Origin of the sequence: Planosporangium spinosum, assembly GCF_049999945.1 — a bacterium.
In the GTDB taxonomy this organism is placed as follows: domain Bacteria; phylum Actinomycetota; class Actinomycetes; order Mycobacteriales; family Micromonosporaceae; genus Planosporangium; species Planosporangium spinosum.
Window position 1 is genome coordinate 1 of the sequence record NZ_JBLYUB010000021.1, and the last position, 12,389, is coordinate 12,389.

Genomic DNA, 12,389 nt, shown 5'->3' on the forward strand with positions numbered 1-12,389 from the left:
GCCCTCCAGCGCCGATGGTACTGCACCCGGGAGGGTGTGGGAGAGTAGGACGCCGCCGGACATCTTCGGAGTCGAGGCCCACCCGTCCGGGTGGGCCTCGACCCGTATCCGGCCCCGGTTACCCCGGACCCGGGGCGCATTGTCGCGGCGCGGCCGGGCAGCCGCGGGCCCGTCGCGCGGGGCGCCCCGACCGGGGTGCTTTTCTGTTCTCTGAGTACCGGTTACCAAATCGGGTATCCAAAGACTTGTGGCGCCGCCGGCTGTGCCTATCTCGGGGTCGGTGGTATTTGCGCTCAGCGAGTGTGGGAGAGTAGATGACCGCCGGGAGTCGTCGACAAGTGAGGGTCGCCCCCACGAGGGGCCGGCCCTCGACGCGTTTCTAGACCCCGCGCATACCCCTCCCGGTCCACCACGTAAGGATGTACCTGTGAACTCTTCGCCATATGAGCGCCGTGGCCGCGACGAAGGTGACCACGCGCGCCAGCCGCGGCGCGGCGATGACAGAACGCAGAGCGGTGGTCCCCGCGGTAGCGGTGATCAGGACAGCCGACACGGACGCCCAGCCGAAGGCCGCGGTGGATCCTCGGGGTATGGACGTGATCGGGACGGTGGTGGCTACCGCGGCGGCCGTGACGGCGACGCCGGGCGACCTGGTCGTGGATTCGAACGCCGCGACCACGGTGACCGTGGTGCGCCGGGCGGTCGCGGGTTCGACCGGGACCGTGGTGGTGCGCCGGGCGGTCGCGGGTTCGACCGGGACCGTGGTGGTGCGCCGGGCGGTCGCGGGTTCGACCGGGACCGTGGTGGTGCGCCGGGCGGTCGCGGGTTCGACCGGGACCGTGGTGGTGCGCCGGGCGGCCGTGGCTTCGACCGGGACCGTGGTGGTGCGCCGGGTGGCCGTGGCTTCGACCGGGACCGTGGTGGTGCGCCGGGCGGCCGTGGCTTCGACCGGGACCGTGGTGGTGCGCCGGGCGGCCGTGGCTTCGACCGGGACCGTGGTGGTGCGCCGGGCGGCCGTGGCTTCGACCGGGACCGCGGTGGTGCGCCGGGCGGTCGCGGGTTCGACCGGGACCGTGGTGGTGCGCCGGGCGGTCGCGGCTTCGACCGGGACCGCGGTGGTGCGCCGGGCGGCCGTGGCTTCGACCGGGACCGTGGTGGTGCGCCGGGCGGTGGCGGGTTTGACCGGGACCGTGGTGGTGCGCCGGGCGGTCGCGGCTTCGACCGGGACCGTGGTGGTGCGCCGGGTGGCCGTGGCTTCGACCGGGACCGTGGACCGGCTCAGGGTGGCCGTGGCTTCGACCGGGACCGGGGTGGTCGTCAGTTCGACCGTGACCGCGGTGATCGCGGCTTCGACCGGGACCGCGGTGCTGATCGTGGCGGTTGGCGTCGGGACGAGGCCGGCGCGCGCCCGGACCGCCCGCAGGGCGGGTCCCGGGATCGGGATGATCGTCCGCGTTACGGCGATCGGGACCGGGGATACCGCCCGGACCGGGAACGGGGTGGCTTCGGCGGCGACCGTGACCGCGGGGGATACCGTGGTGACCGGTCCGGGTTCCAGGACCGCGGATACCGGTCGGACCGTGGGGGCGACCGCGGCGGCTACCGGGGTGACCGGGACCGTGACCAGGGTGGTTACCGCGGGGACCGCGACCAGCGGCGAGGCTTCCGCGAGGACCGGGGCTTCCGTGACGACCGTGGGTTCCGTGGTGACCGGGACCGGGGGCCGGGCGGGTACCGCCAGGAGGCGGGCCCGCGCCGGCACGGCGACGACCGCGGCGAGCGCGGTGCCGGGTTCGAGGAGACGCGCCGGTCGGTTGCCGAGCCGACGCCCATCGGATCCGACGACCGGCCGGTCGACCTGGAAGACGCGGCGACGGCGGGTGCCGTCGGCGAGGCCGAGTTGGGTGCCTTCGTCGGCGACGAATCGGTAGGGCTGGTCGAGCCGGCCGCCGGAGGTCCGACACCGGAGGTCACGGCGGAGCCAGCTGGTGAGGTTACGGAGGAGCGCCCCGAGCCCGGCTACCCGGACGACCGGAACCAGCGTGACTTCCGTGGTGACCGGGACCAGCGCGGATTCCGCGGTGACCGCGACCAGCGGGGATTCCGTGGTGACCGGGAGCGCGGCTTCGGTGGCGACCGTGGGCGCGGTTTCCGGGATGAGCGTGGCCCGCGCGAGGGCCGAGGTTTCCGGGAGGACCGTGGCTTCCGGGAGGACCGTGACCGTGACCGTGGCCGTTGGGCGCGCGGGCCGGCCAGGGACAACGGGCACGGTGACGCCCAGCCCGAGGGTGCCGGAGTGGACCTGCTGCCGGCGCCGCCGGCCGACGTCAACCCGCGTGACCTGGCCCGCGAGGTACGCGACGAGCTGCGCAGCCTGTCGCAGTCCACGGCCGACGCGGTGGCCCGTCACCTGCTCGCCACCGGTGAGCTGCTCGATGACGATCCGGTGACGGCGCTCGGGCACGCCCGGGCGGCCCGGCAACTCGCTCCCCGGATCGCCCCGGTACGGGAGGCGCTCGGCCTGGCCGCGTACCGCAACGGCGAGTGGCAGTCCGCGATCGCGGAGCTGCGCACATACCACCGGCTGACCGGCCGGCAGACCCACCTGGCGGTCATCGCCGACGCCGAGCGGGCGCAGGGCCGGCCGGAGCGCGCCATCGACATCTACCGTACGGCCGACCGGTCGAAGCTGGCGCCGGACGAGGCGGCCGAGCTGCTCATCGTGGCCGCCGGTGCGCGCGGTGACATGGGCCAGCGCGACGCGGCCGTGGCGATGCTGCAGGTACGGGAGCTGACGGCGGCGTCACGGGAACCGTGGGTCGCGCGGCTGCGGTACGCGTACGCGGAGGCGCTGCTGGCCGCCGGCCGGCGCGACGAGGCCCGGGAGTGGTTCGGCCGGGCGGCCGACATCGACGACGAGTTGAACACCGCCGCCGCCGAACGGATGCTGGAGCTCGACGGTGTCGTGCTCGACGACGTCGACGTGGCGTTCGAGGAGGACGAGGACGAGGACGAGCTCCGCGACACCGCCGCCGACGAGGACGACATCGACGACGAGGCCGTCCTCGACGACGAGGACGACATCGAGGCGGACGACGACATCGAGGCGGAGGTCCGCGAGCTCCTCGGCGAGGAGGACGTCGACGAGGAGACGATCGAGGACGAGGATCTCGACGAGGACGAGGACCGTGACGACAGGTCCCGGGACCGCGGCGAGAAGGACAACGACCTCGACGTCACGGCGCGGGAGCGTGACCGTGGTGGGAACGCCGACGATCCCGGAACGCCCAAGCATGGCGGACGGGAGGACGACAGCCGGTGAGGGATGCGCTCGTTGACGGGTACGACCTCGTCATCTTCGACCTTGACGGGGTCGTGTACCTGGGAGACCAGCCCGTCGCGGGCGCACCGGAGGCGTTGGCGGAGCTGCGCGGGCGGGGCGTGCCCCGGGCGTACGCGACGAACAACGCCTCCCGCCGGGCGGCCGAGGTGGCCGCGCTGCTGACGTCGCTGGGCGTACCGGCTCAAAGCCACGAGGTGACGACGGCGGCGCAGGCGTCCGCCCGGGTCCTGGCCGACCGCCTGCCGGCCGGCAGCCAGGTGCTCGTCGTCGGGGCGCCGGCGCTGTACGACGAGGTCGCCGACGTCGGCCTGCGGCCGGTACGCCTGGCCGAGGAGTCCCCGGTGGCGGTCGTGCAGGGCTTCGGCCCGAAGGTCGGCTGGGAGCAGTTGGCCGAGGCGTCGGTGGCCATCCGGGCCGGGGCGAGCTGGATCGCGACGAACGCGGACCGTACGCTGCCGACCCCGCGCGGGCCGCTGCCGGGCAACGGGTCACTGGTGGCGGCCCTGGCCACGGCCCTGGGCCGGCAGCCCGACGTGGTCGTGGGCAAGCCCGAGCCGACCCTGTTCGAGCAGGTTGCCCGGGCCCGGGGGGCGCGTCGCGCGCTGGTCGTCGGGGACCGGGTGGACACCGACGTGGAGGGTGCGCACCGGGCCGGTATGGACAGCCTGCTGGTCCTCACCGGGGCCGGCCAGCCGGCGGACGTGCTGGCCGCGCCGGCGCAGCGGCGACCCACCTACCTGGCCGCCGATCTCGGCGGTCTCTTCGCGCCCGCGGACGAGGTGCGGGTACCGCCGAAGGACAGCACCTGGCGGGTCAGCGACGGCCGGCTGTCCGGCAGCGGTGACCCGGTCGCGGCCCTGCGGGTACTCGCGGGGGCGACGGCTCTCGACGGTGCGCCCGCCGCCGACGGACCGGACGCCGAACGGGCCCTACGCGTCCTGGGCCTCATCGGCTGAGCGCGGTCGCGGTCCTTACCGGCTGAGCGCGGCCGTGAGCGTCACGGGATGAGCACGGCGGCGCCGTTGACCCGGTCGGCCGCGAGGTCGGCCAGGGCCCGGTCGGCGGCGTCGAGTGGGTAGCCGGTCGTCCGCACCCGCAGCCGGTGTTCGGCCGCGAAGGCGAGGAAGTCCCGCCCGTCGTCGCGGGTGTTGGCGGTGACGCTGCGCAGGTTGCGCTCGTAGAACAGGTGCCGCTCGTAGTGCAGCGGCGGCACGTCGGTGAGATGGATTCCGGCGATCGCGAGGGTCCCGCCGCGGTCCAGTGCCGCGAGCGCCGTCGGTACCAGGTCGCCGGCCGGCGCGAACAGGATGGCCGAGTCGAGTCGCTCGGGCGGTTCGTCGGTGGCGTCCCCGACCGACGTGGCGCCCAGTTCCAGGGCGAGTTCCTGATGGGCCCCCGACCGGGTCAGCACGTGCACGGTGGCGCCCTGCGCGAGCGCGACCTGCATGGCCAGGTGTGCCGACCCGCCGAAGCCGTAGATGCCCAGCCGGCCGCCGGGTGGCAGGTCGGCGCGGCGCAGCGCCCGGAACCCGATGATCCCGGCGCACAGCAGTGGGGCGAGTTCGGCGTCGTCGTACCCCTCGGGAAGCCGGTAGGCGAAGTCGGCCGGCACGCATGCGTACTCGGCGTAGCCGCCGTCGGCGTCCCAGCCGGTGTAGCGCGACTGCGGGCATAGGTTCTCGCGGCCGCGCTGGCAGTACGCGCACACCCCGTCGGTGTGGCGCAGCCAGGCGATGCCGACCCGTTCACCGATGAGGAAGCCCTCCACGTCGTTGCCGGTGGCGGCGACCGTGCCGACGACCTCGTGGCCGGGTACCACGTCCGGCTTGTGGACGGGGAGGTCGCCCTCGGCGACGTGCAGGTCGGTGCGGCAGACGGCGCAGGCACGGACCTGTACCAGCAACTCGGTGGGACCGGGTGGGGGAACCGGGATGTCGACCAGTCGCAGCGGTCCGGTCTCGACCGGGCCGGGACGGTGGACCTGCCAGGCGCGCATGAACCAAGTCTGCGTCCGTTGATGAAGATCGGCTATTGGATCGAGGGCTGGGCGTACCCGCCGGGTACCGCCGGGCGCAGCCGGGGGATGGCCACGGTGTCGGCGGGGGCGGCCGGCTGGCTGGCGATGCCGGCGGCGGTGACGGTGGCGGCAGGGTCGGCCGGTTGGCTGGCGATGCCGGCGGCGGTGACGGGGCGCGTGCACTGCTGGCGTGGCCCGGTCCGGCCGTTGGCCTGTCCGGTGACGGGGCAGGTGGCTGCGTGGCCGGCGGGGTGGACGGTGGCGCGGCCACGGCCGTAATGGGCGAGGTGGGCGGCCTCGGCGTCGAGGTAGAAGTTCGGGCGAAGGTCTGCTTCGTGGTAGTAGCGGTGGAAGACGGGGGTGGCGGCGCCGGAGATGGGGGGCACGATCCAGGTCCAATCGGCGGGGGTGGGTCGGCCGGCGCGGTGCTCCTTGGCGATGTGGTCGAGGAAGCGGCGGGATTCGGTGTGGTGGTCGCTGATGCGGATGCCGGCGCGTTCGAACGACCAGAGCACCGCGCGGTTGAGTTCGACGAGGGCGCGGTCTCGCCAGAGCGTGGTTTCGGTGGTGGTGTCGAGCCCGAGCCGCGCGGCGATGACGGGCAGCTGGTGGTAGCGGTCCGGGTCGGCGAGGTTGCGGGCGCCGATCTCGGTGCCCATGTACCAGCCGTTGAAGGGTGCGAGGGGGTAGTTGACGCCGCCGATGCTCAGCCGCATGTTCGAGATGGCGGGTACCGCGTGCCAGCGCAGGCCGAGCCGGGCGAACCACGGGTACGACGGGTGGGCCAGCGGGACCTCGACGACGGCGTGTGCCGGCAGGTCGAACAGCCGCGGGCCGCACCGCGGTGACTCGATGACCAGGGGGAGGACGTCGAAGCGACCGCCCCTGCCGCGCCAGCCGAGGGCGGTGACGGACTCGGTGAACTCCACGTAGCGGGGGTCGCCGACGACGGTGCCGTCGGTGTTGCGGTAGCCGGCGTAGCGGATGAGCTGGTCGTTCCAGACCCGTACCGGGGTGCCGGTGCCGGGCGCGGCCGGGTCGAAGACCGAGATGACCGGCCGGATGCGCCGGGCGGTGCGGGGGCCGTGCCGGTCGTCCGGGGGCGCGGCGGCGTTCTCCAGGTGGCGGACCAGTTCGGCGAAGACCGCCTCCGGCTCGCGGATCCCGCGCAGGTCGCGGACGAGCAGACTGCGCCAGTACAGCCGGCCGATGCACCGGCTGGCGTTGCGCCAGGCCACCCGTGCGCCGAAGGCCAGTTCCTCGGGCGTGTGCGTGTACGTGCCGGTCTCGGCGATCTCCCGGCGTACCCGGTCCAGGCGTGGCCGGACCGGGCCCAACCCGGGGTGCTCCTGGTGCAGCAGGCACAGGAACTCCTCCGCCTCGGCCGGGTCGACCGGCGCCGCCGGATCCCAGGACAGCGAGGAATGGCCGCGATATCCCGGTATGCCCATAGCGCGCTCCCCATCTTCCTACCGAGAGTGAGTAGGCAACTACATAGAGGAGTGTGAACGTTTCTTGTCAGTTACGCGACACCCGCGCGCGATCTCGTGCACAATGCGCTATCCCACAGATGCGGACCGATGGATACGCTGTCGGTCCGGATGGCGTGGAGGGGTGCGGGTTGACGGCTGTCGAGACGGACTTCGCCCTGGTCGGTCGCGACACCACGGCCGCGCTGCTGGAGGTGCTGATCCACAGCGGCCAGCGGCCGTTGCCGGTGGTGATGGCGTTCGGGCCGGGCGGCGCCGGCAAGACCAAGCTGCTGGAGCACGTCGAGGAGCGGTGGCGCAACCTGGCCCCGGTCGCGTACGTCAACTTCGACGACGCCGGCTCCAAGACCTGCCGCGACGTGCTCACCAAGGCGGCCAACGACCTCCACCGGTACTCCAACCGGCAGTTCGGGCGCCTCGCGCTGCCCCGGTTCGAGCTGGCCATGCGGATCCTCGCCGCGCCGCGGCCCCGCGGCACCCGGGAGCGGGAGAAGCGGGCGGCGCGGGTGGTGGCCGGCCAGCCGACCGTGGTCAGCGAGGCGGCGGCCACCGTCGCGGTCGGCATCTCCTGGCTGGCCGCGATCGGCGCCGCCTTCGTCGCGCTGCTGACCTGGGTCCGGCTCGCGGCCGTGGCGGCGCCGGCCGGCCTGCGCTGGTTACGGGCACCGGTGCTGCCCGACCTGGCCCGGACCCTGTCGTGGTACGAGCGGCAGGCACCGCGCCTGGACCCCGAACTGCCCCAGGGCTGCCCGGCGGCGGTGGTGCTGGCCCGCCTGTGGGACAGCGTCTGGGACGCCGACGAGCGGCCCGACCCGCGCCGGCGGCTGGTCGCCGACCGGCTGCTCGTCGCGGCCTTCCTCGCCGACATCGGCGACGCGTACCGGCACCGCCGGCGCTACCGCAAACTCAACTGTGTGCTCCTGCTCGACGGAGCCGACCTGCTCCACCCCGACGAGGAGAACCGGCTGACCGGGACGGTGCCGCGACGCGCCGACCGGGGCGGTCCCACCGTCCTCGAACTGCTGGCCGAGGGCAAGCTGCGGCAGCCGCGGGTACCGCTGCTGGTGGTCGCCACCGAGCAGGCCCGCCCCGACCTGCCGGGCTGCCTCGACGACGCCGAGGTCGCCGAGGCGGCCGGATACACCGATACCGACGGCGACCCCGGCGAGGTGCCGCGCGCGCTGACCCTGGCGCTGGAGGTGTACCAGCGCTGGCGGGCGGACGTCGACCCGGACCGGCCCCGGCCGACGGCGTACCTGCCGGTGCTGCTGTCGTCGTTCACCGCCACCCATACCCGGCAGTTCCTGGTGGAGTGGAGCCGACAGCAGGAGCGCACCGGCCGCCGCGAAACCCTCGCCGAGGAGCTGCACGCCGTCACCCGGGGGCATCCGCTCGCCGTGGCGCTCGTCGGCGACGCGCTGGCCAACCGGGCCCGGCTGGACCGGGCCACCCCGGTGGTACGCACGATGCTCGCCGAACCGGTCGACGGCCTGCCCGGCTCCCCACGTACCGTCGAAGATCTCCTCGTCCAGCGGTTCCTGCAGCGCTTCCCCGAGGACGAGAGCGACGAACGCCGCTACCACCGGCGGGTCCTCGCCCGGCTGGCCGTGCCGCGCCGGCTCGACCGGGAGATGCTCGCCGAGCTGATGCCGCGGCTGGACAGCCACCTCGACGCCCGTACCACCTGGTCGCGGCTGGCCACGTACAGCTTCATGCGCGCCGACGGCGACGACCACCTCGTCATGCACCCGCTGCTGCGCGACCTGCTCTGCGTCCAGCTACGCGAGGGGCGCGCCGGTGCCGGGCCCGGGTACGAGGAGACCCAGCGGCTGTTCCACGAGTTCCACCGGCGGCGGGCCGGGCACGGTGAGGCCGCCCTGCACGAGATGATCTACCACGCGCTGGCCCTCGGCGACGTGCGGCCGGCGACCGAGGCGGTCCTCGCGTGGTCGCGGCTGCGCCGGCCGGACTGGCCGCTGCTGCTGGAGAGCCTCGCCGAGGCGCCGCAACCGCCGGTACCGCTGGCCACCGCGCGCCTCGAGCGGGCCCGGCCGCTGGAGGCGGGCCGGCGCGAGCCGCTGGGCCTCGGTCGGTTGACGCGGGCGCTGCCGGCGCGCTGGACCACCGGCGTGCCCGACGGTGCCACCGTGGCCGGTGCGGCCGACGCCGCCGACCCTCCGCCGCCCGTACCGGCGGCCGCCCGCGCCGACGTACCGGCGCCCGCCCGCCGGGCCGCCGAGGACCTGGTACGGGCGGTCTGGGCGCTGCGCTCCTGCACGGGTACCGACCGGTGGACCGCCGACCGGCTCGACGCCGTCGCCGCGGCCTACCTCGCCGTCGACGCCGCCGGGGCGGCTTCGGCCGCCGGGGCACCGTCCGCCGCCGGGGCGGCTTCGGCCGCCGGGGCACCGTCCGCCGCCGGGGCACCGTCCGCCGCCGGGGTGCGGGCGGCGCACTACCGTCGGCTGGCGCGGGCCGACGAGGCCGGTGCCCCGGTCGACCCGCCGGCACCGCCGCCGTGGGCGACCGCGGTGCCGCGGCCCGAGTACCCGCGCATCTGGCTGCCGAGGCGGACCGGTGCGGCGGTCGTCGCCGTCTGCGTCGCGGTGGCCGTGACGGGGTACGCCGCGCGGTACCTGACGTACTGGCAGGCGCACTGCGCCCGCCCGGGGTACACGGCCGCCGACCGGCTGCGGCTGCCCGCCCTGGGCCGCGACCGGGCCGTCCTGCTGCGGATGGACGACGGCCAGTGCATCGGCGTCACCGACGCCGCCGGGCCCTTCATCGACGGCGCGGACACACCCAGCGACACCGAGGTCGCGGTGCTGACCCGACTCGTCGCCGCCGAGAACGCCGAGGCCGTGCGGCAGGCCCGGCGGCGGCACGTGCCGTACGCCACCGTGGTGGTCGCCACGATGCTCAGCTCCGTCGTCGAGCCCAACAAGCGCGACCTGTCCGCCGGGGTCAACGAGGTGCGCGGGGCCTACCTGGCGCAGTTGAGGTGGAACCACATCGACGACGGCTTCCTCGGCAAGCGGGTACCGGTACGGCTGCTGTTCGCCAACTTCGGCGGCAACTCCCGGTACGCCGGGCGCACCGCCGAACTGATCCGCGAGCGGGCCGGCGCCGACCCGTCGATCGTGGGCGTCACCGGGATGGGGCAGACCCGGCAGGAGACCGTACGGGCCGCCGCGACGATCGGTACGCCCGCCGGCGACTGGGCCGGGCTGCCCATCGTCGGCTCGGCGCCCAGCGGTGACGACTTCACCGGCAAGCCGAACTTCTTCCGTACCGCCCCGCCCAACATGCGCCAGGCCGAGGTGGGCGTGCGGTTCCTCGCCGAGCGGTTCGCGGGCCGGCATGTCTGGATCGTCTCCGACGCCGACGACCTGTACAGCTCGGGCCTCGCCGGTGACTACGCCTCCCTGCTCGCGCGCGGTACGCCGTTCCCGGCGGTCGACACCGAGCTGTACCGGCGCGACGACTCCGGTGCGGTCGACGTGTTCCGGTCCGTCGTCGGCAAGGTGTGCGCCGCCGGCACCGCGCCGCTGATCGTCTACACCGGACGGGCGAACGAGGCGACCACGCTCCTGCGGGACCTGCAGGATCCCCAGCAGGGCTGCCCGGGACGCGCGGTGGTGATGGGCGGCGACGACCTGTCGCAGTTGGAGACGGGCGGGTACCACGACCTCGACCCCGAACACTACGGCAGCGACTTCCTGTTCTTCACCACGTTCGGCCCGACCGCCGACGGGTGGCGGGCCATCCGGGAGTCCGCCCACGCCGACACCCGGCTGCCGGCGTTCTTCGCGGACTACGCGGCCGTACAGGCCGAGCACAGCCACGAGGGCGCCTACCAGACCCCGCCCAACGGGCACATCATGCTGGCGTACGACGCCGTGACCGTCCTGCTGACCGCCGTGGAGGCACAGCGCCCGGCCGGCGGGCCGGCCCGGCTGCCGACGCGGCCGCAGATCGCTGCCGGCCTGCGCGCGCTGCCGCGGTACGCCGGGCTGACCGGTGTCATCAGGTTCACCGCCGCCGGCGAGGCGGCCCCGGCGGGCCGGGACCCGGCCGCCAAACTGGTGGTGGTCCAGCAGGTGGCGCGCAACGGCAACGGGGTGGTGTCGCGTTTCGTGAGCGCCGACGGCGAGCTGTGAGGTCGGTACCCGTCGGCGTCGAGACCCCACCGCCGTGCCGCGTCGATCGTCACGGGGGCAGTACGCGGCGGTCGCTCCGCCGTCAGCCCGCGGGGTTCACGCCGGTCGTACCGTCGATCAGTTCGCGCAGGATGTCGGCGTGCCCCGCGTGCCGGGCGATTTCTTCGATCATGTGGGTGTAGACCATCCGTACCGAGATCTCGCCGGCGTGCGGGGTCGTCGCGGTGTCGGTGAGCTCGTGGCGCACGGCGATCCGCCGCGACTCCGCGCACGCGTCGGCATAGGCCGCGAGGACCGTCTCGACCGTGTCGTCAGGCGTCAGTTCCCAGCTTTCCGCGCCGCCCCGGTGGTTCGGACCGACCTCAGCCGCGGAACGCCCCTCCACGACGATCTGGAACCAGTACCGTTCGACGCCGGTCAGGTGCTTGGCCAGCCCGAGCAGCGTCGTCCGCGAGCCGACGAGGGATCGGCGGGCATCGTCGGCGGACAGGCCGGACAGCTTGCCCGGTATCACCGACCGGTAGAAGTCCAACCAGTCGTCGTACGTCTGGCGTTCGTCAGCCTCGGCGTCGAGGCGGCCGGGAGGCGGCGCGAGTCGCCGGAACGCCGCCTGCCACCGGGCTGTGGTCTCGTCGTCGAGACCGTCGAACACGGCGGTCAGTTCGGCGGTCGAACCGGTTCCGCGAACGGTGAGTCGGACCCGCCCACCCGTGGACAGGACCAGGTCAACGGCGTCCGGGCGAACATCGGCGTACGAGCCGGACACCACCGACGTGGTGAAGGTGCCGCCGGGACGAAAGTCGACGTGCACCGACGAACGCCGCGCGCCCAGCGCGACGAACAGTTCCCCGGATCCGATGGCGGCGTGTACCGCCCGGGGGCGGATGCCGTATCGACAGCTGGCCGTCCGTACCGTCATCCGTCGTACGGTAGTGGTTCACGTGCGGTACGGATGCCCCGACGATCACGGTCAGCTGGCCGCCGATCGCCTTCCTCAGAGCAGCTTGCGCAGCTTCATCATGTCCATCAGGCTGGCGTCGATCTTGATCCGGCCGCTGGCCCACGCGGTCGCGGCGTTGAGCTGGCCGCGCACGAGCGCCACCAGGTCGTCGCTGTCGGCGGTCAGTTTGAGCTTCGCCGCCGGGTCATCGCCCTCGCTGACATCGACGATCTGACCACCGGTGAGGCGGCCGTGAAAAGCGACACCGAGGTCGGGGATGCGGCAGCTCAACGTGCGGTCGAAGTCGAGCTTCGCCTTGGTCCGCTCGGCGTGGGCCGCCATGCGGTCAGTCAGATGCTCCAGTGCCGCACGGCACTCTTCCACGCTTGCCATCCCGAACTCCCGCATGTCTGTGCAGTCGCTGGGCACGCTACCGCAC

At 74.0% G+C, this 12,389-nt stretch carries 8 protein-coding genes; 3 read left to right on the plus strand and 5 right to left on the minus strand.

The window, feature by feature from the left end; genetic code table 11:
* Nucleotides 1-379 precede the first annotated feature (379 nt).
* Nucleotides 380-2,269 (minus strand): hypothetical protein, encoded by a 1,890-nt coding sequence (locus ACNTMW_RS24615; RefSeq protein ID WP_426636146.1) that lies wholly within the window; start codon nucleotides 2,267-2,269, stop codon nucleotides 380-382.
* 129 nt (nucleotides 2,270-2,398) lie between these two features.
* Between ACNTMW_RS24615 and ACNTMW_RS24620 the strand changes: the two genes are divergently transcribed.
* Entirely contained in the window at nucleotides 2,399-3,322 is a 924-nt protein-coding gene (locus tag ACNTMW_RS24620; RefSeq protein ID WP_426636240.1) for a Replicase polyprotein 1ab, read from the plus strand.
* Nucleotides 3,319-4,299: an HAD-IIA family hydrolase gene (locus ACNTMW_RS24625; protein WP_426636147.1), complete on the plus strand. Its 981-nt coding sequence runs from the start codon at nucleotides 3,319-3,321 to the stop codon at nucleotides 4,297-4,299. The genes ACNTMW_RS24620 and ACNTMW_RS24625 overlap by 4 nt, the downstream gene beginning before the upstream one ends.
* Nucleotides 4,300-4,340: 41 nt before the next feature.
* Here ACNTMW_RS24625 and ACNTMW_RS24630 read toward each other — a convergent pair whose 3' ends face one another.
* Both ACNTMW_RS24630 and ACNTMW_RS24635 read right to left on the minus strand, forming a co-directional pair.
* A complete protein-coding gene (locus ACNTMW_RS24630; RefSeq protein WP_426636148.1) occupies nucleotides 4,341-5,339 on the minus strand; it encodes a zinc-binding alcohol dehydrogenase family protein in 999 nt (332 codons plus the stop codon).
* 32 nt (nucleotides 5,340-5,371) lie between these two features.
* Entirely contained in the window at nucleotides 5,372-6,811 is a 1,440-nt protein-coding gene (locus ACNTMW_RS24635; RefSeq protein WP_426636149.1) for a nitric oxide synthase oxygenase, read from the minus strand.
* A gap of 170 nt (nucleotides 6,812-6,981) precedes the next feature.
* Here ACNTMW_RS24635 and ACNTMW_RS24640 point away from each other — a divergent pair, with 170 nt between their 5' ends.
* On the plus strand, nucleotides 6,982-11,010 hold the full coding sequence (locus ACNTMW_RS24640; RefSeq protein ID WP_426636150.1) for a hypothetical protein: 4,029 nt from the start codon (nucleotides 6,982-6,984) through the stop codon (nucleotides 11,008-11,010).
* A gap of 82 nt (nucleotides 11,011-11,092) precedes the next feature.
* On the opposite strand, the gene ACNTMW_RS24645 is transcribed toward ACNTMW_RS24640, so the two are convergent.
* Together ACNTMW_RS24645 and ACNTMW_RS24650 are read right to left on the minus strand one after the other, a co-directional pair.
* On the minus strand, nucleotides 11,093-11,929 hold the full coding sequence (locus ACNTMW_RS24645; protein ID WP_426636151.1) for a DinB family protein: 837 nt from the start codon (nucleotides 11,927-11,929) through the stop codon (nucleotides 11,093-11,095).
* A 75-nt stretch (nucleotides 11,930-12,004) separates the two neighbouring features.
* A complete protein-coding gene (locus ACNTMW_RS24650; RefSeq protein WP_426636152.1) occupies nucleotides 12,005-12,343 on the minus strand; it encodes an SCP2 sterol-binding domain-containing protein in 339 nt (112 codons plus the stop codon).
* Nucleotides 12,344-12,389: the final 46 nt, after the last annotated feature.

Excerpts from the sequence above, each read along its gene's own strand:
- ACNTMW_RS24630 (WP_426636148.1), bottom strand. The coding sequence starts at position 5,339 with ATGCGCGCCTGGCAGGTCCACCGTCCCGGCCCGGTCGAGACCGGACCG.
- ACNTMW_RS24635 (WP_426636149.1), bottom strand. The coding sequence starts at position 6,811 with ATGGGCATACCGGGATATCGCGGCCATTCCTCGCTGTCCTGGGATCCG.
- ACNTMW_RS24645 (WP_426636151.1), bottom strand. The coding sequence starts at position 11,929 with ATGACGGTACGGACGGCCAGCTGTCGATACGGCATCCGCCCCCGGGCG.
- ACNTMW_RS24650 (WP_426636152.1), bottom strand. The coding sequence starts at position 12,343 with ATGGCAAGCGTGGAAGAGTGCCGTGCGGCACTGGAGCATCTGACTGAC.